This window comes from Corynebacterium sp. HMSC08A12, assembly GCF_001807485.1.
Taxonomy (GTDB): Bacteria; Actinomycetota; Actinomycetes; order Mycobacteriales; family Mycobacteriaceae; genus Corynebacterium; species Corynebacterium evansiae.
This window is the reverse complement of sequence record NZ_KV789172.1, coordinates 49,965-75,312: the sequence shown is the minus strand read 5'-3', so window position 1 is coordinate 75,312 and position 25,348 is coordinate 49,965. Positions and strand designations below refer to the sequence as shown.

General features: G+C 65.3%; 26 protein-coding genes. 18 read left to right on the top strand and 8 right to left on the bottom strand.

All coding sequences use genetic code 11. The annotated features are described in order from the left end of the window. Positions 1-12: 12 nt before the first annotated feature. Positions 13-1,806 carry an acetyl/propionyl/methylcrotonyl-CoA carboxylase subunit alpha gene (locus HMPREF3166_RS04480; RefSeq protein ID WP_035004415.1) on the bottom strand — a complete coding sequence of 598 codons (1,794 nt, stop codon included), beginning with the start codon at positions 1,804-1,806 and terminating at the stop codon, positions 13-15. Between the two features lie 56 nt (positions 1,807-1,862). Further along, complete coding sequence (locus tag HMPREF3166_RS04475) at positions 1,863-2,729, bottom strand: sulfurtransferase (protein ID WP_035004384.1); 867 nt, start codon at positions 2,727-2,729, stop codon at positions 1,863-1,865. A gap of 152 nt (positions 2,730-2,881) precedes the next feature. Here HMPREF3166_RS04475 and HMPREF3166_RS04470 point away from each other — a divergent pair, with 152 nt between their 5' ends. The 3 genes from HMPREF3166_RS04470 (at position 2,882) to HMPREF3166_RS04460 (ending at position 6,818) form a co-directional block, all read left to right on the top strand. Then, a complete protein-coding gene (locus HMPREF3166_RS04470; protein WP_070487847.1) occupies positions 2,882-3,946 on the top strand; it encodes a Cj0069 family protein in 1,065 nt (354 codons plus the stop codon). 123 nt (positions 3,947-4,069) lie between these two features. Continuing rightward, positions 4,070-5,566: a 2-methylcitrate dehydratase PrpD gene (gene prpD / locus HMPREF3166_RS04465; RefSeq protein WP_049049807.1), complete on the top strand. Its 1,497-nt coding sequence runs from the start codon at positions 4,070-4,072 to the stop codon at positions 5,564-5,566. 19 nt (positions 5,567-5,585) lie between these two features. Beyond that, the gene (locus HMPREF3166_RS04460; RefSeq protein WP_070487845.1) at positions 5,586-6,818 is read left to right on the top strand and encodes a bifunctional 2-methylcitrate synthase/citrate synthase; all 1,233 of its coding nucleotides are present in this window, start codon (positions 5,586-5,588) and stop codon (positions 6,816-6,818) included. On the opposite strand, the gene HMPREF3166_RS04455 is transcribed toward HMPREF3166_RS04460, so the two are convergent. From HMPREF3166_RS04455 to HMPREF3166_RS04445, 3 genes are read right to left on the bottom strand one after another with little or no spacing between them, the layout of a single operon-like run. Next, a complete protein-coding gene (locus HMPREF3166_RS04455) occupies positions 6,819-7,403 on the bottom strand; it encodes a Maf family protein (protein WP_035004374.1) in 585 nt (194 codons plus the stop codon). It lies immediately after the preceding gene. A 3-nt stretch (positions 7,404-7,406) separates the two neighbouring features. Beyond that, the gene (locus tag HMPREF3166_RS04450; protein ID WP_035004372.1) at positions 7,407-7,601 is read right to left on the bottom strand and encodes a hypothetical protein; all 195 of its coding nucleotides are present in this window, start codon (positions 7,599-7,601) and stop codon (positions 7,407-7,409) included. A gap of 10 nt (positions 7,602-7,611) precedes the next feature. Next, positions 7,612-8,976, bottom strand: a complete 1,365-nt coding sequence (locus HMPREF3166_RS04445; RefSeq protein WP_035004370.1) for an acyl-CoA carboxylase subunit beta — start codon at positions 8,974-8,976, stop codon at positions 7,612-7,614. Positions 8,977-9,061: 85 nt separating this feature from the next. Here HMPREF3166_RS04445 and HMPREF3166_RS04440 point away from each other — a divergent pair, with 85 nt between their 5' ends. The 4 genes from HMPREF3166_RS04440 to purE are packed head-to-tail and all read left to right on the top strand — an operon-like array spanning position 9,062 to position 12,161. Continuing rightward, the gene (locus HMPREF3166_RS04440; RefSeq protein ID WP_070487843.1) at positions 9,062-9,904 is read left to right on the top strand and encodes a biotin--[acetyl-CoA-carboxylase] ligase; all 843 of its coding nucleotides are present in this window, start codon (positions 9,062-9,064) and stop codon (positions 9,902-9,904) included. Continuing rightward, entirely contained in the window at positions 9,901-10,404 is a 504-nt protein-coding gene (locus HMPREF3166_RS04435; RefSeq protein WP_070487841.1) for a hypothetical protein, read from the top strand. The genes HMPREF3166_RS04440 and HMPREF3166_RS04435 overlap by 4 nt, the downstream gene beginning before the upstream one ends. Positions 10,405-10,409: 5 nt before the next feature. Beyond that, positions 10,410-11,645 (top strand): 5-(carboxyamino)imidazole ribonucleotide synthase, encoded by a 1,236-nt coding sequence (locus tag HMPREF3166_RS04430; RefSeq protein WP_070487840.1) that lies wholly within the window; start codon positions 10,410-10,412, stop codon positions 11,643-11,645. 3 nt (positions 11,646-11,648) lie between these two features. Further along, a complete protein-coding gene (purE, locus tag HMPREF3166_RS04425; RefSeq protein WP_070487838.1) occupies positions 11,649-12,161 on the top strand; it encodes a 5-(carboxyamino)imidazole ribonucleotide mutase in 513 nt (170 codons plus the stop codon). A gap of 34 nt (positions 12,162-12,195) precedes the next feature. On the opposite strand, the gene HMPREF3166_RS10105 is transcribed toward purE, so the two are convergent. Further along, complete coding sequence (locus HMPREF3166_RS10105) at positions 12,196-12,648, bottom strand: hypothetical protein (protein ID WP_141741128.1); 453 nt, start codon at positions 12,646-12,648, stop codon at positions 12,196-12,198. Positions 12,649-12,689: 41 nt separating this feature from the next. Here HMPREF3166_RS10105 and HMPREF3166_RS04420 point away from each other — a divergent pair, with 41 nt between their 5' ends. From HMPREF3166_RS04420 to HMPREF3166_RS04385, 8 genes are all read left to right on the top strand, one after another. Beyond that, complete coding sequence (locus HMPREF3166_RS04420) at positions 12,690-13,472, top strand: SDR family oxidoreductase (RefSeq protein ID WP_070487836.1); 783 nt, start codon at positions 12,690-12,692, stop codon at positions 13,470-13,472. A 15-nt stretch (positions 13,473-13,487) separates the two neighbouring features. Beyond that, positions 13,488-14,705 carry a sensor histidine kinase gene (locus HMPREF3166_RS04415; protein ID WP_070487834.1) on the top strand — a complete coding sequence of 406 codons (1,218 nt, stop codon included), beginning with the start codon at positions 13,488-13,490 and terminating at the stop codon, positions 14,703-14,705. Next, positions 14,706-15,389 carry a response regulator gene (locus tag HMPREF3166_RS04410; protein WP_070487832.1) on the top strand — a complete coding sequence of 228 codons (684 nt, stop codon included), beginning with the start codon at positions 14,706-14,708 and terminating at the stop codon, positions 15,387-15,389. It begins immediately after the preceding gene. 169 nt (positions 15,390-15,558) lie between these two features. Then, positions 15,559-16,719, top strand: a complete 1,161-nt coding sequence (locus tag HMPREF3166_RS04405; protein WP_070487831.1) for an HNH endonuclease signature motif containing protein — start codon at positions 15,559-15,561, stop codon at positions 16,717-16,719. A gap of 59 nt (positions 16,720-16,778) precedes the next feature. Then, positions 16,779-17,714 (top strand): ABC transporter ATP-binding protein, encoded by a 936-nt coding sequence (locus tag HMPREF3166_RS04400; protein WP_035004349.1) that lies wholly within the window; start codon positions 16,779-16,781, stop codon positions 17,712-17,714. Positions 17,715-17,742: 28 nt separating this feature from the next. Beyond that, positions 17,743-18,483, top strand: a complete 741-nt coding sequence (locus HMPREF3166_RS04395) for an ABC transporter permease (protein WP_070487830.1) — start codon at positions 17,743-17,745, stop codon at positions 18,481-18,483. 20 nt (positions 18,484-18,503) lie between these two features. Next, on the top strand, positions 18,504-19,436 hold the full coding sequence (locus tag HMPREF3166_RS04390; protein WP_070487829.1) for an ATP-binding cassette domain-containing protein: 933 nt from the start codon (positions 18,504-18,506) through the stop codon (positions 19,434-19,436). Then, on the top strand, positions 19,436-20,170 hold the full coding sequence (locus HMPREF3166_RS04385) for an ABC transporter permease (RefSeq protein WP_049049820.1): 735 nt from the start codon (positions 19,436-19,438) through the stop codon (positions 20,168-20,170). The genes HMPREF3166_RS04390 and HMPREF3166_RS04385 overlap by 1 nt, the downstream gene beginning before the upstream one ends. Here HMPREF3166_RS04385 and HMPREF3166_RS04380 read toward each other — a convergent pair. After that, entirely contained in the window at positions 20,163-20,744 is a 582-nt protein-coding gene (locus HMPREF3166_RS04380) for a TIGR03089 family protein (protein ID WP_049049821.1), read from the bottom strand. The two genes, HMPREF3166_RS04385 and HMPREF3166_RS04380, sit on opposite strands and share 8 nt — an antisense overlap. After that, positions 20,744-22,432: an LCP family protein gene (locus HMPREF3166_RS04375; protein ID WP_070487828.1), complete on the bottom strand. Its 1,689-nt coding sequence runs from the start codon at positions 22,430-22,432 to the stop codon at positions 20,744-20,746. The genes HMPREF3166_RS04380 and HMPREF3166_RS04375 overlap by 1 nt, the downstream gene beginning before the upstream one ends. Positions 22,433-22,479: 47 nt before the next feature. Between HMPREF3166_RS04375 and HMPREF3166_RS04370 the strand changes: the two genes are divergently transcribed. From HMPREF3166_RS04370 to HMPREF3166_RS04360, 3 genes are all read left to right on the top strand, one after another. Then, positions 22,480-23,304, top strand: coding sequence for an SDR family oxidoreductase (locus HMPREF3166_RS04370; protein ID WP_070487827.1), 825 nt, complete (start codon positions 22,480-22,482; stop codon positions 23,302-23,304). Between the two features lie 11 nt (positions 23,305-23,315). After that, positions 23,316-24,185 (top strand): glycosyltransferase family 2 protein, encoded by an 870-nt coding sequence (locus tag HMPREF3166_RS04365; protein WP_070487826.1) that lies wholly within the window; start codon positions 23,316-23,318, stop codon positions 24,183-24,185. Positions 24,186-24,260: 75 nt separating this feature from the next. Next, entirely contained in the window at positions 24,261-25,343 is a 1,083-nt protein-coding gene (locus tag HMPREF3166_RS04360) for a mannose-1-phosphate guanylyltransferase (RefSeq protein ID WP_070487825.1), read from the top strand. The last annotated feature ends 5 nt before the right edge of the window (positions 25,344-25,348 follow it).

Genomic DNA, 25,348 nt, shown 5'->3' with positions numbered 1-25,348 from the left:
TTCCTGTCTTGTCTATTCGTTCTCAGCGGAGCTGTCGTCCTTCAGCTCCATAAGTGCCTGGTTCTTTGTGACGCCATCGCCGCCTCCGACGCTCAAGGACTGCACCACACCGGACTTGTGCGCCTTGACGGCGTTCTCCATCTTCATTGCCTCGAGCACCAGCAGCACGTCGCCCTCGGCCACTTCGTCGCCTTCCGCGACCTCCACCTTGATCACGGTGCCCTGCATCGGGGCGGCCACCGTGTCGCCGGTGATGGCGATGTCCGCGGCATTCGCGCGGCGCTTCTTTGCGCGGCTTACCGAGCCGCGGCCCGCCAGGATCTCGCCCGGCACCAGCACCTCTACGCGGCGCCCGTCGACCTCCACGACCAGCTTCTCCTTCGGCAGCTCGCCCTCGGCGGCGGCCGCGAGCGGCTCCTCGTAGGCGGGCAGCTGGTTGTCCCATTCCTCTTCGATCCACCGGGTGTACACGCGGTAGTTGCCGTCTTCGGCGACGAAGGCCGGGTCGGTTAGCGCGGCCTGGTGGAAGGGGATAACCGTCGGGATGCCCTCGACCTCGTACTCTTCCAGTGCCCGCAGGGAACGTTGGATCGCCTCAGTGCGGTCGGCGCCGGTGACGATGAGCTTGGCCAGCATGGAGTCGAACTGGCCGCCGACCACCGCGCCGGTTTCGATGCCGGAGTCCATGCGCACGCCGGGACCGGCGGGCTCGCGGTAGGTCTGGATGCGGCCCGGGGCCGGCATGAAGTTGTTCGTCGGGTCCTCGCCGTTGATGCGGAACTCGATGGAGTGGCCGACAATTTCCGGATCCTCGGTGCGGGATAGCTCTTCGCCGCGGGCGATGCGGAACTGCTCGCGCACCAGGTCCCAGCCGGTAACCTGCTCGGTGACGGGGTGCTCCACCTGCAGGCGGGTGTTGACCTCCAGGAAGCTGATCAGCCCGTCGGAGCCCACCAGGTACTCCACAGTGCCCGCACCGTAGTAGCCGGCCTCGCGGCAGATGGCCTTGGCGGAGGAGTAGATGCGTTCGTTCTGCTCGTCGCTCAAGAACGGCGCGGGGGCCTCCTCGATGAGCTTCTGGAAGCGCCGCTGGGCGGAGCAGTCGCGGGTGGAGGCGACGACGACGTTGCCGTGCTTATCGGCCACGACCTGCGCCTCCACGTGGCGGGCGCGGTCCAGGTAGCGCTCCACGAAGCACTCGCCACGGCCGAAGGCGGTGATTGCCTCGCGGGTTGCGGACTCAAAGAGATCTGGGATCTCGTCCATCGTGTAGGCGACCTTCATGCCGCGCCCACCACCGCCGAAGGCGGCCTTGATGGCGATCGGAAGTCCGTGGCGCTCTGCAAAGGCGGTGACCTCTGCAGCATCCGCGACAGGTTCCTTAGTGCCCGGAGTCATAGGGGCGTCAACACTAAGAGCAATGTTTCGCGCAGTGACCTTATCGCCGAGTTTGCGAATGGCCTCCGGCGGCGGGCCGATCCAGTTCAGCCCCGCATCCACGACCGCCTGGGCGAAGTCCGCGTTCTCCGACAGGAAGCCGTAGCCCGGGTGGATCGCGTCGGCGCCGGACTTGCGCGCAGCACCGATGATCTTCTCGATGTCCAGGTAGGTCTCCGCCGAGGTCTGGCCGCCGAGAGCCAGCGCTTCGTCGGCCATGCGTACGAAGGGTGCCTCTGCATCCGGGTCCGCGTACACGGCGACGGTAGCGATGCCCTCGTCGCGCGCAGCCCGGATGACGCGCACTGCGATCTCGCCACGGTTGGCGATCAGTACCTTCGTCAAGTCAGCGGCGGTGCTGGAAGTCACGGACAATCCTTTCGGGTTATTAGTTAGGGGTTAGTTAATGAGGCTACACGCCCCGGTTAGGCGCGTTCGATGGGCACGCGCATCATGTTTCCCCATTCGATCCACGAGCCATCGTAAACCCGCACATTTTCCCACCCCAAGAGGAAGCGCAGCACGAACCACTCGAGCGCGGCCCGGGCACCGTTGTTGCAATAAACAACGGTCTCACGGTGAGGGTCCAGCTCCAGCTCGGCATGAATGGCCTCGATGGCCTCGGCGGGGCGGAAGCGCGAGTTGGCCAGCAGCGAGGAGTCGGCGCGCAGGTTCTTGGCCCCCGGCACGTGCCCGTTGCGGCGGATAGGGTAGCCGGGCAGGGTTACTTCGCCGGTGTACTCCTCGGCATTGCGCAGGTCGATCACCTGGGTGCCGTCGAACTTCGTGCGCAGCTCGTCGACGAAGATTCGGTGGGTGTGGTCGTTTCGGTGGGAGGGAACTGAGTAGACGGGGCGCGGCGAAACCTCGTCGACGGCATAGGAAATCTCGCGTTCCTCTTGCATCCAGGCGTCTCGCCCGCCGTCCAGGATCCGCACATCCGGGTGGCCGAAAAGCTCGAAGACCCACAGCGCGTACACGGCCCACAGGTTGGCGTGATCGCCGTAGAACACCACCGTGTCCTCCCGGGAGATACCCAGGCGCCCCATGAGTTCCTCGAACTCCTTTGGTCCGATAAGGTCGCGCCACACCGGATCCGAGAGGTCTTCGTACCACTTCAGGCGCACGGCAGAGGGAATGTGACCAATATCGTATAAAAGCGAATCTGCGTCCACCTCGACGACCTTGAGGCCGGGAGTCCCCAGTTTTGCGCCGAGCCAAGCGTTCGTGACCAGCTTGTTTGGTTGTGCGTACTGCTTGAGCTGAGGGCTGGGGTCGAATTCGATTCCCATGAAACACCTGCCTTTCGATCGATTGAGAGTCTAGCGCCTTCTTGCCAGCCTTTCTCACACTGCCGCCCGGGCTGGCTCGCCATAGAATTAAAGGTGTTGGCTAAACGTGGCCACGCGCACTGCATTTTTTACTTCCAGAGCTAGGGGAAACCGTGCACAAGAACATTGTTGTCTTTGAGGTTCAGGGTGGAAACGACAAGGGTGAGGACGGCCACCGCCGCGACACCATGCCCATCGTCGAGGCCATCCGCGAGAAGGGCTGGGGCGGCGAGGTTGTCTACTTCGACCCGGAGAAGGCCAGCGAGATCTACGAAGACGTTGCCGCTAAGTACGACGCTTACATCTCCCGCGTCAACCCGGGCCACATCCCCGGCGGCGAAAAGGGCTACTTCGACATGCTGACCAAGCTGACCGAGGAGGCCGGCCTGGTGGGCATGTCCACTCCGGCTGAGATGATGGCCTACGGCGCGAAGGATGCGCTGGTGAAGCTGAACGACACCGACCTGGTGCCGGACGACACCGCCGCCTACTACGACGTCGACTCCTTCCACAAGACTTTCCCCACCTCCCTGTCCTACGGTGAGCGCGTGCTGAAGCAGAACCGCGGCTCCACCGGCTCCGGCATCTGGCGCGTGCAGCTGGAGGACAAGCAGCTGGCCGAGTCCATCGAGCCGGGCACGGCTCTGCCCCTGGATACGAAGCTGAAGTGCACCGAGGCAGTCGACAACCACACGGAGGTCCGCGAGCTGGGCGAGTTCATGGACTTCTGCGACCAGTACATCGTCGGCGACAACGGCATGCTGGTGGACATGCGCTTCATGCCGCGCATCGTCGAGGGCGAGATCCGCATTCTGCTGGTCGGTCCGCACCCGGTGTTCGTGGTTCACAAGAAGCCGGCCGAGGGCGGCGATGCGTTCTCCGCAACCCTGTTCTCCGGTGCGAAGTACACCTACCAGAAGCCGGAGGAGTGGCAGGACCTGGTGGACATGTTCGCCGCGGCCCGCCCGGTCATCGCCGAGAAGCTGGGTGGCGACAACATCCCGCTGATCTGGACTGCCGACTTCATGCTGGCCGATGACGACGAGACCGGCGAGGACACCTACGTCCTGGGTGAGATCAACTGCTCCTGCGTGGGCTTCACCTCCGAGCTGGACATGGGGATCCAGCAGCTGGTTGCCGAGGAGGCCATCAAGCGCGTGGAGGCAAAGCACGCTTAAGCGCGTCAGCGCAACACTGACGTTTTGGCGTCAAAAAATATTTGTTTAACTACATAACCCGTCGCGGGGCGTTAGAGTGAGGCGCATCACAGACTCAATTCCCGAAAGGATCTAACCCCCGCGATGATTAACCACGACGTTCGCGTCCACCCCTCTGCCGACGACTTTCCGCAGGAAGAACACCTCGCATGGAAGGTCGCGCAGGTCGCCGCCGACCCGGTCGAGGTGCCGCAAGACACCGCGGACATGGTGGTCAACCGCATTATCGACAACGCGGCCGTCGCTGCCGCTTCCATCCTGCGCCGCCCAGTAACTTCGGCGCGCACCCAGGCGTTGTGCCACACCGGGCCCAGCGCCGTTTTTGGTACTGACGCCACCGTCTCCCCCGAATGGGCCGCCTGGGCCAACGGCGTAGCGGTGCGCGAGCTGGATTTTCACGACACTTTCCTGGCCGCCGAGTACTCCCACCCAGGTGACAACATCCCGCCGATCCTGGCCGTAGCGCAGGCGCGCGGGCTGGGTGGGCGCGACCTGATCCGCGGCATCGCCACCGGCTACGAGATCCAGGTGGACTTGGTCAAGGGAATCTCCCTGCACAAGCACAAGATCGACCACGTCGCACACCTGGGGCCGTCCGCGGCCGCGGGTATCGGCACGCTGCTACGCTTGGACCCGCAGGTGATCTACCAGGCTGTCGGCCAGGCGCTGCACACCACCACGGCCACGCGCCAGTCTCGCAAGGGGCTCATCAGCTCCTGGAAGGCCCATGCCCCCGCCTTCGCCGGGAAGATGGCGGTGGAGGCCGTGGACCGCGCCATGCGCGGCGAGGGCGCCCCGGCCCCGATCTGGGAGGGCGAGGACGGCGTGATCGCCTGGCTGCTGGACGGCCCGGACGCCCACTACGTCGTACCCCTGCCGGAGGCGGGAGAGCCCAAGCGGGCGATCCTGGATACCTACACCAAGGAGCACTCCGCGGAGTACCAGTCCCAGGCGCCGATCGACCTGGCCCGCCGCATGCGGGACAAGATCGGGGACCTCAGCCAGGTGGAAAGCATTGTGCTGCACACCAGCCACCACACCCACTATGTGATCGGCACCGGCTCGAACGATCCGCAGAAGTTCGATCCAAAGGCTTCGCGCGAGACGCTGGACCACTCTGTGATGTACATCTTCGCCGTCGCCCTCGAAGACGGCGAGTGGCACCACGAGCGCTCCTACGCCCCCGAGCGCGCCCAGCGCCCGGAGACCGTGGAGCTGTGGCACAAGATCTCCACCGTGGAGGATCCGGAGTGGACCCGCCGCTACCACTCCACCGACCCGGCCGAGAAGGCCTTCGGCTGCAAGGCAGTAGTCACCCTGCGCGACGGCACCGAGATCGTCGATGAGCTGGCCGTGGCCGACGCCCACCCGCTGGGCGCCCGCCCCTTCGGCCGCGCCGACTACATCAACAAGTTCCGCACCCTGGCCGAGGGCGTGGTGGACGAGGCTGAACAGGATCGATTCCTCGCCGTCGCCGAGGCCACCGCGGACCTGGCCCCAGGCGAGCTCGGCCAGCTGAACCTCGTGGTCAGCGACGACGTGCTGGCACGCGCACCACAGATCCCCGGCGGCATCTTCTAACCCGAAAGGACCACTCACCATGACTAAGCCGATCAAGGTTTCCAACGCACCCTTCGACCGCGGACGCACCAACTTCACCACGCCCCGCGCCCAGTCCAGCAAGACCTCCAACGTCACCGGCACCGACAAGAACATCAACAAGGGCCTCAACGGCGTGGTGGTGGACACGTCCGGTGTCTCGAAGGTGAACCCGGAGACCAACTCCCTGACCTACCGGGGCTACCCCGTCCAGGAGCTGGCCGAGCACTGCACCTTCGAGGACGTGGCCTACCTGCTCTGGAACGGCGAATTGCCGGACTTCCGCGAGCTGGAGCAGTTCCGCCAGCGCGAGCGCGCCCTGCGCCCCATCGACCGCAGCATGCTGGACCTCATCAACTCCCTGCCGAAGACCGCCCACCCCATGGACGTGCTGCGCACTGCGGTGAGCGTGTTCGGCACGGAGGACCTCAACGCGGATGACCGCAGCCCCGACGCGGTGCGCCGCACCGGGCTGACGCTGCTGGCCAAGCTGCCGACGATCATCGCCTACGACCTGCGCCGCCGTAAGAACCTGGACTACATCCCGCCGTCCCGCGACCGAGACATCGCCGAGAACTTCCTCTACATGTGCTTCGGCGACGAGGAGGGCAGCCCCGCCAACAACCGCGACGACGTCGAGGCCTTCGACCAGTCCCTCACCCTGTACGCGGAGCACGGCTTCAACGCCTCCACCTTCACTGGTCGCGTGATCAGCTCCACCATGAGCGACGTCTACTCCGCAGTCACCGGCGCCATCGGCGCCCTCAAGGGTCCGCTGCACGGTGGCGCGAACGAGGCCGTGATGCACAACTTCCTGGCCGTCGAGGACCCGGCAGCCGCCGAGCAGTGGGTGCTGGACCAGTGCGACGCGAAGAACAAGATCATGGGCTTCGGTCACCGCGTGTACAAGAAGGGCGACTCGCGCGTGCCCACCATGGAGGCCGCCATGCGCCGCACCGCCGCCAACCACGACGGCCAGCGCTGGGTGGAGATGTACGACAACATGCAGAAGGCCATGGACCAGCGCACCGGCATCCAGCCGAACCTGGATTTCCCGGCGGGTCCGACCTACTACATGCTGGGCATCGACATCCCGTTCTTCACCCCGATCTTCGTCATGGCCCGCGTCGTCGGCTGGACCGCCCACATCGTGGAGCAAAACGAGGACAACGCCCTGATCCGCCCGCTATCCAGCTACGTCGGCCCGGAGCAGCGCTCCGTTAAGGCTGACTAACTAGCCCCAGAGGTCGCAGAAGTCGTAGCCGAAGTGGGCCAGCCCCCGCCGCAGGGCGGGGAGCGATAGGCCAATCACGGCCGACGGGTGCCCGTCGATGCTCTCGATGAACCAGCCGCCGAGCGCTTCCAGGGTGAAGGCGCCGGCACATTTCAGCGGCTCGCCGGTGGCGGCGTACGCCTCGATCGCCCGATCAGAGACATCGGCGAACTGGATCTGCGTGGCCACGGCTTCCTCGTAGATCTGGCCCGTGGTGGCGTCAAAAAGCGCATGCCCGGTGACTAGCTCTGCGCGCTTCCCGCGCTGCTGGCGCCACCGCCGCACCGTCTCCTCGCGCGTGTGCGGCTTGCCCTGCAGCTCGCCGTCGATCAGCAGCATGCTGTCGCCGCCCAGCACCAGTTCGCCGTCTACCGCCCGCGCCTTCGCAGTGGCCAGGTGCTGCACGTACTGCGCCGGGGTGGGGTTCACCAGCTCCGCGACGGCGGCTTCCTCGTCCACACCAGGGGAGACCTTGCGCGGGAACACCCCGGCGGCGTTCAGCACCTTCTCGCGCGCCGGCGAGGTGCTGGCCAATGTCAGCTGCATGCCCTAGCCCCGCGGCATCCGCGGGTTGCGGAACGCACCCGGGCTGTTGTGACGCAGCTCGCGGCCGTAGTGCCCGCGCGTATCCGGCTTCGCGTTGCGCAGCGCCTCGGCCTCCTTGGCTAGGTCGTCGATGATGAGTTGCAGCGCCCGGGTCTCTACCTCGTTCGGGTTGCCCTTGATCACTTGAAAGTCAGTCACGCGCTTCCTCCTAGAACGGCAGGTTGTCGTGCTTGCGCGGGTAGCCGTCCTCGGCCTTGCGCTCCACCAGGCGCAGGCCGTCGACGATGCGGGAGCGGGTCTCGCGCGGCGGGATCACCGCGTCCACCAGGCCTCGCTCCGCGGCGGAGTAAGGCTCCGCCTGGTAGCTGTCGTCCTGCGCGATCTGCGCGGTCGGCCATGCGTACACCAGGTCGGTGCCCAGGCGCTTCGCCCCCAGGGAAAGGTAGGCGTCGCCGAAGGCCTTGCGGGTGACCACGGCGATCTTGCCGACGCTCGCCGCTGCCGTCACTCCGATCAGCTTCGCGGTGCGGCGGAACAGCACGTCCGGTGCGTAGCCCGCCGAGTCCACGAAGGTCACCAGTGGGATGTTGAAGGCATCGCAGAAGCGGATGAAGCGCGCTGCCTTCTCAGCCGCCGCGTCGTCGATCGCCCCTGCTTGTTGTTCGGGCTGGTTCGCGATGACGCCCACACTCCGGCCGCCCACGCGCACCAGTGCCGTGATCAGGTTCGGCGCATGGAGCTTCTGGAGTTCCAGTACAGAGCCCGCGTCCACCACGCGGTCCAGCACCTTGTGCATGTCGTAGGCCTGCGCGTCCGAGTCGGGGATCAGGCTGTCCAGCTCGTCTGTTTCCGCCTCGGCGTCCGCCTCCTCCCCGGGCAGGGGGAGTGCCCGGTTGTTGCTGGGAAGGTAGCCCAGGATGTCCGCGACGAGTCCCAGTGCGGAGGCGTCGTCCTCGGCGACGATGTGGGCGGTGCCGTCTGTGGCGTCATCTACCAGTTCGCCGGCACCCTTGACCGCAACGACGACGTCGGACAGAACCACCGAGTGCACCAGCGCGCCACTGGTGGGGCCGGCGACCAGGGCGATCTGCGGAACCACGCCGGACAGCTTCGTCTGCAGGTTGTGGATGCGAGAGAAGAACTCCAGGGCCGCGATGCCCTCGTTCGGGCGGGCGCCGGCGCCCTCGTAGATGCCGATCAGCGGGGTGCCGGACTTCACGGCCAGCTCCATGACCTTCAGGATCTTCTCGCCCGCGGTCTCGCCGATCTGGCCGTCGAAGAGGGTGGCGTCCTGCGAGAAAACGCACACCGGGCGGCCGTCGATGGTGCCGTAGCCGGCGACGATGCCGTCGGTGGCGGGGCGGAACTTGTCGGCCTTAAAGGCGGTAGAACGGTGGCGGGCCAGCGCGTCGGTCTCCACGAAGCTACCGGCATCCAGCAGTGCGTCCACGCGGCGACGAGCGCGCGGGATTTCGTCCCCCTGCGGCTTGTGGGTCTCCGCCAGTCGATCGCGGAGGTCGGCGATCTTCCCGGCGGTTGTCGAAGTGTCGGTGGTAGAGCTCATGGTCGCCATAATACGGTGTAAAAACTTCAGCGCCGTGATTGGTGGGGCTAGAGTGTCTGAGGGAAGGCATGTGAAGAGAAAGGACAGTACTCCCATGCGCACGCCGCTAGACCCCCGCCGCCTGGCCGAGCGCCTGGCTCCGCTGGGCTACCGCCACGTCGAAGTGCTGGAAACCACCGGTTCCACCAGCACCGATTTGGCCGACCGCGTGCGCTGCGGGGAGGACTTGCCCGACATGTCCCTACTCATGGCCGAGGAACAGACCGCCGGGCGCGGCCGCAAGGGGCGCTCCTTCGAGGCCCCGGCCCGCAGCCAGCTGATCTGCTCCGTACTGCTGCGCCTGCCGGACGTGCCGGTTGACCGTATCAGCCTGCTCCCACTTCTGACGGGCCTGTCGATCGTGGAGGGCATCCGTGCCTCCGCGGACATCCCCATCCAGCTGAAGTGGCCCAACGACTGTGTGCTGGACGGCCGCAAGCTGGTGGGCATCTTGGTGGAAGCCGTGCACCTGGATCCGCACCCGGCGATCATCCTGGGCTTCGGCATCAATTACGACCTGCAGACCGACGAGCTGCCCGTCGCCCACGCCAGCTCCATCGACCTGGAATGCGCCCGCTTGGGACTGCCCTGCCCAAGCCGCGAGGACGTCGCGGTGGCCGTGTTCGCGGAGTTGGCGACGAATCTGGAGAGGTGGCGTCGACTAGGAGGGGCGGCCCAGACCGTACTGCCGCGCTACCGCCAGGCTTCCGCGACCATCGGCACCTCCGTGCGCGCTTTCCTGCCCGGCGACGAGGTCGTGGAGGGCGCGGCCACCGACATCGACGACGACGGCGAGCTGCTGGTCCGTACCAGCGAGGGCACGCGCGTGATCCGCGCCGGGGAGATCGTGCACCTGCGCGCCGACGGCACGGGCGACTACGGAGGGCGCTACGCATGAGCAAAATCACCTTCGACCCCGGCGAGCAGGTCTTAGCGGAGCTGAGCCCCGCGCGCCGCTCCATGTTCTTCCCGGTGCTGCGCCTGATGCTGTGGACGGGCTTGTTCTGGATGGGCATCGGCGCTCTGGATCAGTACTTGGCCACCAATGCTTTGGACGCCCCCACCGTGGAAGCCTTCCTCTGGCTCCGCCGGGGCCTGCTGGTTGCGTGGCTGTGGGTCTGCTGGAGGCGCTGCGTGCGCCACCTGATCTTCCGCGCGCGCTCCCGCATGCTGCTGACCGACAGGCGGCTGATCACCGCGACCGGCCACCTGCGCAGCCGGATCGGGCAGATCCCGCTGGCCAACGTGGTGGATTGCCGCTCCCACCGGGGAGACGTGGCGGTGTACGTGGCAGGCGCCCGGGTGCCGTTGGTGCTGTACTCGGTTCCCTATACCCGCAAGTTCGAGCGGCTGCTGAAGAGCCAGCTTAGGCGTGTCGGGCCGGGGAACTATAGTTAGAAGGCGTGAGTGAGAACAACGGGAAAAACACAGCCGACTGGTCATTAGCCCGCGAGACCGCGCACGCGCCGGGCGCGCCGCTGGTGACGATCATCGGTGACGGGCAGCTGGCGCGAATGACACAACAGGCGGCGATCGAGCTGGGTCTGAGCTGCCGCGTGCTGGCCGGGGCGCCGGATTCCTCGGCCGCGCAGGTGACCGCCGACGTGGTGCTGGGGGACTACGCGCTGGAGGAGCACGTCCGCGAGGTCTCCCGCGACTCCGACGCGGTGACCTTCGACCACGAGCACGTGCCCAATCGCTTCCTGGATGCCCTCATCGACGAGGGTGTGAACGTGCAGCCTCAGCCGTCGGCGCTGATCCACGCGCAGGACAAGCTGGTGATGCGCAAGAAGCTGCGCGAGCTGGGTGCCCCCGTGCCGGCCTTCGCCGCCATCGAGTCCGCCGAGGACATCGCCGGGTTCTTCGAGGCCGTGGGCGGCCAGGTGTGCCTAAAGGCCCGCCGCGGTGGCTACGACGGCAAGGGCGTGTGGTTCCCCGCCACGGTGGACGAGGCCCGCGAGCTGGTGGAGAAGCTGCTGGACAAGGAGATCCCCCTGATGGCGGAGAAGAAGGTCACGCTGGTGCGCGAGCTGTCCGCCATGGTGGCCCGCACCCCGTCCGGCGAGGTGCAGGCGTGGCCGGCAGTGGAATCCCTGCAGGAGGACGGAATCTGCGTGGAGGCCGTGGCACCTGCCCCGAACTCCACGCCTGAGATCCTGGCTGCCGCCGAGCAGCTGTCCCGTGACGTCGCCACCGAACTGGGGGTCACGGGTGTGCTGGCGGTGGAGTTGTTCGAGACCACCGACGAGAACGGCCAGCCGGAGATCATCGTCAACGAGCTGGCGATGCGCCCGCACAACACCGGCCACTGGACTCAAGATGGTTGCACCACCAGCCAGTTCGAGCAACACGTCCGCGCGGTATTAGACCGCCCGCTAGGCTCCACCGAGCCGACCGCGCCGGTGGTGGTCATGGCAAACGTGCTGGGAGCGGCCGAGGATCCGGCGATGCCGATGCACGAGCGCATGGACGTGGTGTGGCGTCGCTTCCCGAACGCAAAGATTCACATGTACGGCAAGGATTGGCGCCCGCGCCGCAAGATCGGCCACGTCAATATGCTGGGGGAGGATCCGGCGCGCACGCGCGAGCAGGCGCGCCTGGCTGCGAAGTTCCTGGAAACCGCCGAATGGGAGGACTAACTGATGACTGAAAACGCACGCACCCCGCTGGTCGGCCTGGTGATGGGCTCCGACTCTGACTGGCCCACCGTCGAGCCAGCCGCCGAGGTGCTGGCCGAGTTCGGCATCCCCTTCGAGGTCGGAGTGGTCTCTGCGCACCGCACCCCGGAGCGCATGCTCGACTACGCCCGCACCGCGCACACCCGCGGCGTGAAGGTGATCATCGCCTGCGCCGGCGGTGCCGCCCACCTGCCCGGCATGGTCGCCGCGGCCACCCCACTGCCGGTGATCGGCATCCCGCGTGCCCTGGGCAATCTGGATGGCTTGGATTCCTTGCTCTCCATCGTGCAGATGCCCGGCGGCGTGCCGACCGCCACCGTCTCCATCGACGGTGCGAAGAACGCCGGACTGCTGGCCGTGCGCACCCTTGCGGTGGCTGACAAGGCTCTGATGGACAAAATGGTCGAATACCAGGAGAACATGCGCGACGCGGTGCTGGAGAAGGATCGCGCCCTGCAGCAGAAGCTGATGGGGTGAAGCGTTCTAACTGGGTAGGGGGCGTCGGGGCTGCCTACTCGTCTACTTTGTGGAGAACGAGGATTACTCCTTGAGGCCTGTCGGTAGCAGAAAAACTATCTTGCAAAGTTCTTATAAAACCATCTTCGCAGAGGATTAAACTATCTGGTTTCGTGTCGTCTAGTTTCGCGGCCTGAACTCGGTATTTATCCCCTAAATGCGTCAGGGTTACATCATCTATATGGTCAATACTGCCAATTTTGTGAAGTCGAGTTCCTTTCTCGACGCTTATCTCTTGAATATTTGTGGAATAGGATGATCTATCCTTGCTTCCTTGGTAGAGGTCGACAATTCCGGGAAGAAAATCAACTTCATAGTCCCCGTTGGGCGTGGTTATCCTCAGGAAGCTGACGGTAAGGACCTGCCCTGTGTCTGGATTGGATACAACATCTCCATCATTCGGGCGACTTAATGGGTTCCCGGATTGGTCGATGATTAAATAAGCCATAATCTACCTCCTGTACTCTAACTACTGTAATAGTTAGGGGTGTGAAATCAATACTCGTTACTGGCGCGGCCCAAGGCTTCGGCCGCGCAATCGCTGAGTCCTTCGCCGAGGCCGACTGGACCGTCGGCGCCTACGACCTCGACGGCGACAAGGTCCGTGACTGGGCTCAGCATCCCAACATCATCCCCGGCACCCTCGACGTCACCGACCCCGACCAGTGGTCCGCCACTGTTACCGACTTCGCGGCCCGCGCCGGGGGAATCAATGCACTCATCAACAACGCGGGCGTTCTCTACGGCGGCGACTTCATCGACCGCGGGAGCTTCCAGCAGGATTCCGCCCTCGTTGACGTCAACGTCAAGGGCGTGATCTACGGCTGCCGGGCGGCCTTCGAACACCTCAAAGCCGCCGGCAACGGTGTGGTCGTCAACGTCTGCAGTGCCTCCTCCATCTACGGCACCCCGGATATGGCCACCTACTCTGCCACCAAGTTCGCCGTCCGTGGCATCTCCGAGGCGCTGGATTTCGAGTGGGATAAGCACAACATTCGCGTCCGCACTGTTTTGCCCCTGTACTCGCGGACGGCGCTCATCGCCGATGTGGAAACGGCGGGCATGCGGCGGCTGGGGGCGTCCACAACCCCACAAGACGTGGCTGCAGAGGTAGTAAGGGCCGTGACCGCGCCGCGCCGCAGCCCCACGAAGGTGCATTTCCCGGTCGGTTGGAAGACGAAGCTGCTGGAGGCAACCAGCCACTTCTCGCCGCCGTTCCTCACCCGTTTCGTTAATGGCCTGCTCGTTTACGGCGATAGGGTGCGCCTGTAACTAGACTCTTCATACATGTCTTATGAAGCAGTTCCTCGTCCGGTGTGGTGGCGGGATGCCTCCTGGTGGGTGCTTGTAGCTGTTGTGGTCATGGTGTTCTTCTTTCTCGGTGCCGGAAGCACATTTGGCACCGCCATGAACATCGCCCCCTGGCAGGTTGTTGTTGCCAGCACAGGTCTAGTTTTGGGGTTCATCGGCTTGCTCCTCCAACGCTTTCGCCCTGAATGGGGTGTGGCAGTCACTGCAGTTGGCATGTATGCCTATGCGACGTCTGCGCTGCTAGTGTGGCCACTTGGCTACTTGGTGGTGGCCTATGAGGCTTATTTCATCTCCGCGAAGCTGATGCTGCGCCGCAAGCTGTGGCTGACTTTACTGTTGCTTGGCTCTTTCTACGCGATGGCGTGGGGGACCATTTACAACGCGCGCAAGGGAAGAGACGGTGATTTTGCATGGGGCGGTGAGGATTTTCGGACCGCTGAGTTCTGGACGTTCTGGGGAGTAATCGCCCTGCTCACCGCCGTGACCATCGCCCTGATGTGGCTGGCTGGCCGCTTTTCGTTGCGCCGTGACCAGGCAGTGGAGGCGCTGGCCGCCCGCGCCGAGCTCGCCACCGTCAGCGAGCGCAACCGCATCGCCCGGGAGCTGCACGACATCGTTGCGCATTCCCTCACTGTCGTCATCGCGCAGGCGGACGGCGGTCGCTACGCAGGTCGCAAGGATCCTGACAAGGCCATCGAGGCCCTCGACACGATCGCCGCGCGCGGTCGCTCGGCCTTGACCCAGATGCGGGAGCTGCTCTCTGTCCTTCACGATGACGCCCCCTCGCCGCGTTCTACCACCGTCACCCCTGGGGTGGCTGGCGTGCCCGACCTGGTGGCGGATGCAAAGCGCAGTGGGGTGCAGGTGGAGCTGCACGTCACGGGCGAGCCGCGCCAGTTGGACGAGGTCCGCGATCTCAGTGTGTACCGCATCGTGCAGGAATCCCTGACTAACGTGCTGAAGCACGCTGGTTCTGTGCCGGCCCAGGTGCGGCTGGAGTGGGAGCCCGCCCAGGTGACCATTAGCGTGGATAACGCGCCGGGTGATGACCGGATCGAAGGCTCTGGCCGCGGCCTGACTGGCATCCGCCAGCGCGTGGCGATCCACGGTGGCGAGGCTAAGTGGGGAGCCTCGGCGTTGTACCCCGGTGGGTGGAACGTGACCGCGACGGTGCCTTATGCGAAGGAGGATTAAGTGATTAGCGTAGGTTTGGCCGACGATCAGCAGCTGGTACGGGCAGGGTTTGGCCTGGTGTTGGATTCGCAGGACGATATCACCGTCCGGTGGCAAGCCGCCGACGGGCAGGAGGCCTGCGAGCTGGCAGAGTCGCAGCCCGTGGACATCATCCTTATGGATGTGCAGATGCCCCGCATGGATGGCATCGAGGCTACCCGCCAGGTGGTTTCCGGTGATTCCGGTGCGCGCGTGATCGTGCTGACTACCTTCGATAACGACAACTACGTCCTCGGTGCAGTGGAGGCCGGGGCCAGCGGCTTTCTGCTCAAGGACACTGACCCCGAGGACCTCATCTCCGCCGTCCGCACCGTCGGTGATTCGGCGGCCGTGATCAGCCCGAAGGCCACTGCACGGCTGTTGCGCAGCATCCGCATGGAGCAAACCCCGCAGCGTCGCGAGCCCGTGGAGCTGGATCTTCCCGATCCGCTGACCCCGCGCGAGCTGGAGATTCTGAAACTCATCGCGCTGGGCTTCAGCAACCAGGAGATCGCCGACAAGCTCTACATTTCGCTGCCCACCGTGAAGACGCACGTCGGCCGGGTGCTCACGAAGACCCAGTCGCGCGATCGGGTGCATGCGGTGCTGTTTGCCTTCAAGTATCGCCTCGTCAATTCCGAGGATTTACTCGAACAGACTTTCTAGAACCTCTACCTTAGCTTTACGGGTGTTTTCGCTGTTAGGGCTGGTGGCGTCAATAAAAAGGAAAAAAGTTTCGCCGGGGGTATTGACTTGGTTTGATGGTGTGTTCTATTCTTTGGGTAGGAAGTTTGGCGGGGGCACCACAACCTCGCCGCTGGATTAGGGGAACTCCGTGACTACCTCACCACCATCGTTTCGAATAGCCAGTTCGCAGGACCCGCTGACCGTCGCGGCGCGGCAGCTCAATCAACAACAATTCCAACTGATAATGGCATGCGCCCCGGACGGGGAGGATCTGGTGCCCGATTTCTGCACTCGCCTCGCCGTGCGTCTGGGTGTTTCCGCCGGGGTCGCGGAGGCCTGGGCCGAGGCAGCTTTCGTCTTGCGCGACTATCCGCGCCTCGTCGAGCTGTTTGACCAGGGGTGTTACACCGCCCGCCACGTGCTGCGGGTGGCGCAGGATCTTTTCGCCGTGGCGCCGGACGATCGCTCGGCCGTCGAGGAAAAGGTACTTTGCGAATTGACGCCTTCACGTCCCGACCAGCACGTGTTCTCACCGCGGACTATCCACAACCGCATCTCGAAGATTTTGCGGGAGGTCGATCGGAACGTCGTACCTAAGGATGAGGCACCCGCGGCCGAGCCAAGCTTCAATGTGGATTGCCGCGACCCGGAGTACACCATCTTCACGCTGCGGGTTCCGCGGATGGAGGGCATTGAGATCGACAAGATCGTGCGCGCCACCGCCAAAAAGTACGAGTGCTCGCAGCCGGAGGCGATGCTGCGGCTGATCACCGACAAGGCCGAGGTTTCGGTGACTCTGAACCTGTACCACGACCCGGCGAACGACGGTGCGGTGCTGGGGGAGGATCACTGGCTGAACCGCTCCGCTTCCAAGACCTGGCTGCAGCGGGTGACGCACCTGTCTGCGCCGGGCTACGCGGAGTGCGAGGGCTATGCGCCGACGGAGGGCATCAAGGCAGCCGTCGCTGGGCGCGACCTGCACTGTCGCTTCCCAGGCTGCGAGGTTCCCGCCTACAAGTGCCAATACGACCACGTAAGGCGATACGGCAGTGGACCGACTTCCACGGCGAACCTGCACCTACTCTGCTCGAAGCACCACAACCTCAAGACCGCCGGCAGCTGGGACGTCGCCCTGCACCCCGACGGGCACGAGGTATGGACCTCCCACGGCGACGGGCACAGCGTGATCACCGAGGCCGAGGGGCCGCTGGGGCGCGAGACCTTCGCCCAGCGCAACGTCCGCAAAACCAAGGCGCTGGCCGAGTACCACCAGGCGATCGAAGAGCAGGAGGGCGGGCCGTCATACTGAGGTAGGACACGCAAGATCAACCCCTCGTCCGATGTGGGAGTACCACCCCGGGCGGCAGCATGGGAACCATGATCATCGTGGAAAACCTCACTAAGAGGTACGGCAAGAAAACAGTAGTCAACGACCTTTCATTCACCGTCCCGGACGGGCAGGTGACCGGCTTCCTCGGGCCCAACGGCGCGGGCAAGTCCACCACCATGCGCTGCATGCTCGGCCTCGACAAGCCGAGCGCCGGCAAGGTGACCTTCAGCGGCAAGGGGTACGCCGGCGATTTCGCAGGCCTGGATAACAAGTCCAGCATCGCCGGCGCGGTCCTGGACGCCGCCTGGTTCACCCCTGCCCGCAGCGGTCGCAACCACCTGCGCGTCATCGCGAAGGGTGCGGGCATCTCCGACAAGCGCGTGGACGAATGCCTCGACATGGTGGGCCTCACCAGCGCGGGCAAGAAGAAGGTCGGCGGCTACTCCCTGGGCATGAAGCAGCGCCTCGGCCTGGCCGCCGCCCTCCTTGGCAACCCGCAGCACCTGATCCTCGACGAGCCGGTCAACGGCCTCGACCCGGAGGGTGTGTCCTGGATGCGCCGCATCATCCGTCAACTCGCCGACGACGGCCGCGGCCTGTTGGTTAGCTCCCACCTGCTCAGCGAGATGCAGCAAACCGCCGACCGACTGGTACTGATCGGCCAGGGCAAGCTCATCGGCGAGCAAACCCTAGAAGAGTTCCTCGCCGGCGGCGCCCACGTGGAGGTCGAGTGCAAGGAAGCGGTTCTGCTGGCAGACAGCCTGCGCAGCCGCGGCTTCCAGGTCGAACTGGATAGGGAGCGGACGCTGCGTGTGGGCGTCAACGATATTCCAGAACATGAGGTGCGCGCGGCGATCGCGGCAACGGCGCTGGAGGAAAAGTTCGCGGTGACCAAGCTCGCAACCACCGCAGACAACCTGGAACAGCGCTTCCTCGCCGCTACCGCCGGCCAACAGGAATACCGCAGCAACTAGCCCCCACCGCACAGAAAAGAGACAAACCATGCTCAAAGCAATCTCCTCCGAAGTTACGAAGCTGCTAAGCCTCCGCAGCACCTGGATCTACGTGATCCTGTTCACGGGTTCGATCTACGGCCCGACGACGCTCTACATGCTTTTCAATGACTCCCCGCGATTGGATGGCGGCTGGCCCGACCTGCTTTTCGGCGGAATGATCTTCCTGATGATCGCCATCATTTTCGGCGCCTCGACGACCGGCGGCGACATCAGCAACCACATGACGGCCCACGCTTTCCTTACTCAGAAGCACCGGAGTTCCTGGCTGCTGGCCCGCGCGCTGGTGGCGGCGGTGTTCGTGGAGCTGAACTACATCCTCGGCGTGGCGCTCAGCTGGGCGGTGTTCAATGTATTCCCGGCTGGGCACTTCACCGGCGAAGATCAGCTGCTGCTGTGGGGATACGCGGTGGGCGCCCCCGCCTTCGCCGTTATGGCCGTCGGCATCGCCGCACTGCTGCGTAATCGAGTGGGTGCCATCGCGCTGCCGCTGGTGTGGATGCTGGTGGTCGAGGGGCTGCTGTACAGCGCTGGCGACAGCATCCCCTTCCTGAAGACCCTGTACCACCTGTCCCCGGGCAGCCGCGTGCAGGACATGCAAACCTGGATCTACGCCCCGGACCACACCGACATGGTCAGCCCCGGCTTCGGCTTCGCTGTGATGGTCGTCTGGATGGTCGCCCTGCTGGTGCTGGGGCTGTACAGCAACAAGACCCGAGACGTGAAATAGGTTTTAGTTAGACTGGCAGCATGATCGCAGTAAAAGAACTAACCAAAAAGTATGGGTCCACGGAGGTTCTCCATGGACTCACTTTTTCTGTCCCCGACGGGCAGGTCACAGGCTTCTTGGGGCCGAACGGTTCCGGCAAATCCTCAACGATGCGCTGCATCCTGGGGCTGGACACGATAGGCAAGGGCGAGGTCACCTTCGACGGCCAGCCCCTAAGCGCCTACCGCGCCCAGCGCCCTCACATCGCCGGCGCGCTGCTGGAACCCACCTGGTACATGCCCGGCCACTCCGCCCGGGCGCACATCCGCTCCATCGCGCAGGCGGCCGGGATCTCGCAGTCCCGCGCTGACGAGTGCCTGGAGCTGGTGGGCCTGGCCGGGGTGCAGAAGCGCAAGATCAAGAAGTTCTCCCTCGGCATGAAGCAGCGCCTGGGCCTGGCCGTGGCACTGTTGGGCGACCCGAAGCACCTAATCCTCGACGAGCCGGTCAACGGCCTCGACCCGGAGGGCGTGCACTGGATGCGCGAGCTCATCCGCCGCAGCGCCTCCGAAGGCCGCGCCGTGCTGGTCAGCTCCCACCTGCTGCACGAGATGGAGCTCACCGCCGACCGCCTGGTTGTCATCGGCAAGGGCTCCCTCATCGGCGAATACACGATGGACGAGTTCCTGCGCACGGGCGCCCAGCCCACCATCCGGATGCGCGTGGCCGATCCCGATTCTTTTGTGGACGCCACCTCGCGCTTGGATGGCATCAACCTCACACGGCGCCCCGACGGATCCCTGGAGTTCGCCTCCGAGGCTCCCGACCTGGACCGGCGCCTCGGCGAACTGGTGCGCGATACTGGCGCGGTGGTGCTGGAGATGACCCCGCAGCGCGCGGGCCTGGAGCAGAAGTTCCTGGACGCGACCGGGCAGGCAGTGGAGTACAGGACTCAAGACAGGAGGGGTCAGTAATGCTAGGAATCATCCGCAGTGAATGGACGCGCTCGCGCGTCATGTGGGGCACCTGGATCATGCTGGGCTTCGTCCTGCTGTTCTACATCGGCGCCAACGCGCTGACCCTGAGCTACTACCGGTCCGAATACGGGATGAACGAGCCGGAGGTGGGCCTGACGGAGCTGGGCGTGGGTCTCATGCCGGCGTACCTGCTGATCCTGTCGCTGTCGGCCGTGCGGGTCAGCGGCACGCGCGGGCACAACCTGCACGCGCAGTCCTTCCTGGTGATCCCCGCCCGCTGGCAGCAGCTGTTCGCGCAGATGTTCGTCAACGCAGCCCTGGCGATGGTGACCATGGCCGTGGCGGTGGGAGTCTCTGTGGCGATGATGGCGACCCTGCCGCAGGAGATCAACACCGACCAGCTGCCGCTGCTGGGCTACACGATCCTGTTCGCCGGGCTGATCAGCCTGATGGCCTCGGCGATCGGCGTGTTGATTCCCTCTACGGCCGGTGCGGTGGCGCTGCCACTGGTGTGGGCGACCGCGGTGGAGCTGATCTCCCAGCAGCTCAGCCAATGGATCGCCGACAACATCGCGCCCTACCTGCCGTTCAACAACATCTGGATGATCCTGGGCGGCAGCGTCTCTATCGGCGCGCACGAAACCCCCGTCAGCGTGGCCATCGTCTGCGCCTGGACGGTGGTGCTGGTGGCCTGGGCCTTCTTTGTCCACCAGCGCAAGGACGTTAAATAGTCGCGTTTTCCGCCGCTGCGATCTCGGCCGTAGGCTCGGTGGCCATCACCACCGAGCCGCCGTCGCGCAGCGGCTTTAGTGTATCCAGCATCGACTGGGTATCGGTCCACGCGGGCACCAGCACCCGCGGGCCTTCCGGGGCGGGGGCGGCAGCCGGGCCGGGGTAGTCATCCGGCTGCACGCGCAGCTCGGGGGAGAAGTCGTTCACTCCGAAGGGCAGCTCGCCGCCGGACTCCTCCACGCCGCGGCCGAAAGGATCGTCGGAGAGCACGAAAACCTCACCCGAGTGGGCCTCCGCCAGAGCTAAGTCATCGGTAAAAAGCACGTCGCAAGAGTCGGCGTCAACAATAGAAACACCAGTCCGCCAGCAACCCAGAACGATCATGAGCGGCTGCCAACCCGGGGCACAGGCGATCCCGACCGATGCCGGGGCGAGCGAATCCAGCAGGTGGGCAGCCTTCGATTGCCAGTTGTGCAGGGTCTGGGCGGACAGCTCCATGCGGCCGGCGGGGGTGTAGGTGGTCAGGCGCGGGCTGGCCGGATCCTGGGCTACGAGTGGGGCGATAATATCCATTAGTTCACACACATCGGACCGTCGCCGCCGGCGTCGATCGGATCCTTATGGTCGATGCCCTCGCCGGAGCCCGGCGTGCCGACGGAGGCGGGCTTGTCAGAGTCGGAACCAGAGCCAGTAGTGTCAGTGCCGGTCTGGGCTGCGGAGGCGTCCTCGTCCGGGATGCCGTCGCCGTCGAGGTCCTTGATGCCCTCGGTGAGAGTGCCGACATTCGGGTCGTCCGGCTTGGTCAGCGGGGCGGATTGCTCCAGGATGCCCGGGCCGGCGTAGGTGCCGGACAGAGTGACGGAGAGCTCGTGCTCGTCCAGGGAGGAATCTTCCACCACGGTCAGTCCGCCCAGCTGTTTCGCCAGGGCGCGGGCCGCCGGATCGTCGGGGTTCTTGGCGTTGACCTGGGACTCCGAAATGCCGGTCTCGGCGTGGTTGCCGACCTTGCCCGGCTTGTAGCCGTAGTCCTTAGCCAGGTCCGACACCCTGGCGGCGAGACCGGGCGCCTCGGAGGCGTTGAAGACGTTGACCTTGTAGTCCTTGGCCTTGTAGTCGGTGATGTCGGCGGGCTTGTCGGAGGAAGTGCTCTCCTCGCCCGGCTTGTCGCCCAGCAGATCCTCGAAGAACTCGTGAACCTGGTCGTTATCCACCGTCACGACGGACTCGCCGTAGTCGCCCGTGCCGTCGATGCTGGTCACGGGGATGGTCTGGAAGCTCACGTCGCCGCCGGCCATGTTCTGCATCTGCGTGGCCAGCCCCATGACGTCCCAGCCGCTGTCCAGCACCACGGATCGCTGCACCGCGTCGTTGAGCTTGGACATGCTGCCCGGGTCCGTCAGCGTCTTGGAGGAAAGCACCTTGTTGGCCAGGCTGGCCATGTAGGCCTGCTGGCGGGTGATGCGGTCCAGGTCGCCGCGCGGTAGCTCGTGGCGCTGGCGGACGAAGCTCAGCGCGTCCTGGCCGTTGAGGGTCTGGCGGCCCTTCTTGAACTTCGCGCCGGACAGTGGCTCGTCGACCTTGTTCTTCAGGCACACGTCCACGCCACCAACCGCGTCGGTGAGCAGCACGAAGCCCAGCAGGCCGACCTCAGCGTAGTGGTCGACGTTGATGCCAGTGAGGTCCGCCACCGAGCTGATGAGCGCCTGGCGACCGGCTTCGGTGGACTTCTGGTCGATGTCGGACTCGCTGTAGTCGCTGTCCTTCGCCAGCTCCTGCGACTTCTCGAACTTGGCGGTGCCGTACACGCCGTTGAGCTTCATGTTGCCGTTGTCAGGGGTGCTGACGTACGTGTCGCGGGGCAGCGAGACCGCGGTCGCCGAGGAGCCATCGTTCGGGATGCGAATGAGGATCATCGTGTCCGTGTTTGTGGCCTCTTCTTCGCCCGCACGGAGCATGTCGATCTCCTTCTGGGACAGGGGGTTGCCCTTCGCATCCGTACGGGAATCCACGCCCACCAGCAGAATGTCGGTCGCCCCGTCCGGCTGATTGCCGAGGTTCAGGTTGTCCGCCTGGGCCAGCCCACCGTTAAGGTTGCCGACCGCCATGTAGCCGATACCCATCACGACCAGCGCGAGTGCCGAGACCGCAGCCAGCACCCCGCGCGACCAGCCGGGGCCGATCTGCTTGGCTTCTACGCCACCGGGGGCTGCCTGGATACGCCGTGAATGGCGGCTTCTCTGATGCCCTGTCTGCTCTGTCATTATTCACACTTTAGCGGCAAAGATGCCGCTGGTGTAGTACTGATTTTATGAGTGTTTTGGTTTTCGGAGCCTCCGGTCAGGTAGGCCGTGCCCTGCTGCGCCTCCGCCCCGACTTTGTGCCGGTAGGGCGCGCGCACGCGGACCTCGCCGTTGCGGGATCTGTGGATTCTTTCTTATTGACGCCGCCGTCTGACGTTGAAGCCATCGTCAACCTCGCTGCATTCACAGCCGTGGACGATGCCGAGAAGCCTGAAAACGCGGGTGTGGTGCATCAGGTAAACGCGGTAGCCCCGGGGAGGTTAGCCTCCTGGGCCGAGGTGCACGGGGTGCCGATGTGGCACGTCTCCACCGACTACGTGTTCTCCGGAGACCTGCCGGTGGGCTGCGAAAACCCGGTCGACGGCCAGCCCGGCCCGTTGAACGCCTACGGGCGCAGCAAGCTGGAGGGGGAGCGGCGGGTGCTGAACCTCGGCGGGCACGTGGTCCGCACGGGCTGGGTTTACGACGCGACTGGGCGCAACTTCGCCACCACCATGGCGCGCTTGGCGCGGGCGGGCGTGAATCCCTCGGTAGTGGACGACCAATTCGGCCGGCCCACCCACGCCGACGTGCTGGCGGCGGAGCTGGCGGCGATGGTGGATGGGCGGCAGTCTCCGGCGATCAGCCACGTGACCGGTTCCGGGCCGCTGACCACATGGTGCGGTTTCGCCCGCGAGATCTTCGCCACACTGGGGTGCGATCCGGCGCGAGTAAAGGCCATTCCGAGCAGCGAGTATCCCACTCCCGCGCGCCGGCCCCGCAACAGTGCCCTGCAGATTCCGGCGACCGGCCTGCCCGCGTGGCGGGATAGTTTGCGGGCTGCCCTGGGGTAACCTCAACGGCCATGACAGAGGCACCCATCGCGATTATCACCGTGACCTATTCACCGGGGGAGTACCTAAACAAGTTCCTGGACTCGGTGCCAACTAACGCGCGGGTCGTCATGGTGGACAACGGTTCTACGGACGGAGCTCCCGAAGCGGCCGCAGAGGCCGGGCGCGCGGAGCTGCTCTACAGCGGGGGCAACGTCGGCTACGGGGCCGGCATGAACCTCGGCGCCCGCCACCTGCGTGCGGCCCGCGAAGCCGGAGAGATCAACTCGGACTACCTGGTGATCTCCAACCCGGACGTCGTGTTTAGCGAAGACGCGATCGAGAAACTATTGGAGGCGGCGCGGCGTCACCCTCGTGCAGGAGCGCTGGGCCCCCGCATCGTAGAGGCAGACGGCAGCGCCTACCCATCCGCCCGCGCGGTGCCGCAACTCGGCTCCGGCATCGGGCATGCGCTGCTGGGCAAGATCTGGCCGACCAATCCCTGGACCAAGCGCTACCTGGACGACGAAGACATGGACAGCGAGCGGACCGCAGGCTGGCTGAGTGGCTCCTGCCTGCTGCTGCGCTGGGATGCCTTCGAGGCCCTGGGCGGGTTCGACGAGCGGTACTTCATGTACATGGAAGACGTGGACCTGGGCGACCGGCTGGGGCGCGCGGGGTGGCTGAATGTTTTCGTTCCGAGCGCGGAGATCCGGCACGCCAAGGGGCACGTGGCGGGCAAGCACCCGGACGTCGTGCTAAAGGCCCATCACGACAGCGCCTACCGCTTCCAGGCGGATCGGCTGCCGGGGTGGCGCTACCTTCCGGTGCGCATGGTGCTGAAGGCCGGGCTGAAGATCCGCGAGAAGATTGCAATTGCGGCAGCGCACGGCGTGGGTTGAACGCCGCGGCAAAAACAGTGACTAGTGTGTGAAAACCAATAGCAAAAAGCAGTAAGGAACAGAAAGGCCAAAGAAGTGGTAGATCTCGCAGCCACGACCGACGCAGTGATCCTGGTCGGAGGCAAGGGCACCCGACTGCGCCCCCTGACTAACTCCATCCCGAAGCCGATGCTGCCGGTGGCCGGTGCACCATTCCTGGAGCACCTGCTGGCTCGCATCAAGGCCGCCGGGATGACGCACGTGGTGCTCGGCACCTCGTTCAAGGCCGAGGTCTTCGAAGAGCACTTCGGCGACGGCAGCCACCTGGGCCTGGAAATCGAGTACGTGGTGGAGGAGGAGCCGCTGGGCACCGGCGGCGGTATCCGCAACGTGCTGGACCACCTGCGCTACGACCGCGCGATGGTTTTCAACGGCGACGTGCTGGGCGGGACGGATCTGAATGCCGTGTTGAAGACCCACGTGGAGCAAGAGGCCGACGTGACGCTGCACCTGCTGCGCGTCTCCGACCCCCGCGCCTTCGGCTGCGTGCCCACGGACGCCGACGGCCGCGTGAGCGCGTTCCTGGAGAAGACGGAGGACCCGCCGACGGACCAGATCAACGCCGGCAGCTACGTGTTCAACCGCTCCGTGATCGAGAAGATCCCCGCCGGCCGCCCGGTGAGCGTGGAGCGCGAGATCTTCCCGGCCCTGCTGGAATCCGGAGCCCGCGTGTTCGGCCACGTGGACCAGTCTTACTGGCGCGACATGGGTACGCCGGCGGACTTCGTGCGCGGGTCCTCGGACCTGGTGCGCGGCATCGCCCCCTCACCGTTGCTCGATGGACGCCACGGGGAGAGCCTGGTGGACGAGTCCAGCGCCATCGCCGGCGGGGCACTGCTGCTGGGCGGCACCGTGATCGGCCGCGGCGTGGAGATCGGCGGCGGGGCGCGCGTGGAGGAATCCGTGGTCTTCGATGGCGTGCAGATCGAGGCGGGCGCGACCGTGGAGCGCTGCGTGATTGCCGCGGGCGTGCGCATCGGTGCGCGGGCGCACCTGGTGGACTGCGTGATCGGTGAGGGTGCCGTCATCGGTGCCCGCTGCGAGCTGCGCGATGGCCTGCGCGTGTGGCCGGGAGTGAGTCTGCCGGATGGTGGCGTGCGCTTTTCCTCCGACATCTAGCGTTT

Bases quoted from the DNA above. Each gene is read 5' to 3' on its own strand.
- HMPREF3166_RS04435 (WP_070487841.1), top strand. From the start codon at position 9,901: ATGAGCAAAATCACCTTCGACCCCGGCGAGCAGGTCTTAGCGGAGCTG.
- HMPREF3166_RS04370 (WP_070487827.1), top strand. From the start codon at position 22,480: ATGAGTGTTTTGGTTTTCGGAGCCTCCGGTCAGGTAGGCCGTGCCCTG.
- purE (WP_070487838.1), top strand. From the start codon at position 11,649: ATGACTGAAAACGCACGCACCCCGCTGGTCGGCCTGGTGATGGGCTCC.
- HMPREF3166_RS04375 (WP_070487828.1), bottom strand. From the start codon at position 22,432: ATGACAGAGCAGACAGGGCATCAGAGAAGCCGCCATTCACGGCGTATC.
- HMPREF3166_RS04390 (WP_070487829.1), top strand. From the start codon at position 18,504: ATGATCGCAGTAAAAGAACTAACCAAAAAGTATGGGTCCACGGAGGTT.
- HMPREF3166_RS04415 (WP_070487834.1), top strand. From the start codon at position 13,488: ATGTCTTATGAAGCAGTTCCTCGTCCGGTGTGGTGGCGGGATGCCTCC.
- prpD (WP_049049807.1), top strand. From the start codon at position 4,070: ATGATTAACCACGACGTTCGCGTCCACCCCTCTGCCGACGACTTTCCG.
- HMPREF3166_RS04475 (WP_035004384.1), bottom strand. From the start codon at position 2,729: ATGGGAATCGAATTCGACCCCAGCCCTCAGCTCAAGCAGTACGCACAA.
- HMPREF3166_RS04380 (WP_049049821.1), bottom strand. From the start codon at position 20,744: ATGGATATTATCGCCCCACTCGTAGCCCAGGATCCGGCCAGCCCGCGC.
- HMPREF3166_RS04445 (WP_035004370.1), bottom strand. From the start codon at position 8,976: ATGGCGACCATGAGCTCTACCACCGACACTTCGACAACCGCCGGGAAG.
- HMPREF3166_RS04440 (WP_070487843.1), top strand. From the start codon at position 9,062: ATGCGCACGCCGCTAGACCCCCGCCGCCTGGCCGAGCGCCTGGCTCCG.
- HMPREF3166_RS04460 (WP_070487845.1), top strand. From the start codon at position 5,586: ATGACTAAGCCGATCAAGGTTTCCAACGCACCCTTCGACCGCGGACGC.
- HMPREF3166_RS04400 (WP_035004349.1), top strand. From the start codon at position 16,779: ATGGGAACCATGATCATCGTGGAAAACCTCACTAAGAGGTACGGCAAG.
- HMPREF3166_RS04395 (WP_070487830.1), top strand. From the start codon at position 17,743: ATGCTCAAAGCAATCTCCTCCGAAGTTACGAAGCTGCTAAGCCTCCGC.
- HMPREF3166_RS04455 (WP_035004374.1), bottom strand. From the start codon at position 7,403: ATGCAGCTGACATTGGCCAGCACCTCGCCGGCGCGCGAGAAGGTGCTG.
- HMPREF3166_RS10105 (WP_141741128.1), bottom strand. From the start codon at position 12,648: ATGGCTTATTTAATCATCGACCAATCCGGGAACCCATTAAGTCGCCCG.
- HMPREF3166_RS04365 (WP_070487826.1), top strand. From the start codon at position 23,316: ATGACAGAGGCACCCATCGCGATTATCACCGTGACCTATTCACCGGGG.
- HMPREF3166_RS04385 (WP_049049820.1), top strand. From the start codon at position 19,436: ATGCTAGGAATCATCCGCAGTGAATGGACGCGCTCGCGCGTCATGTGG.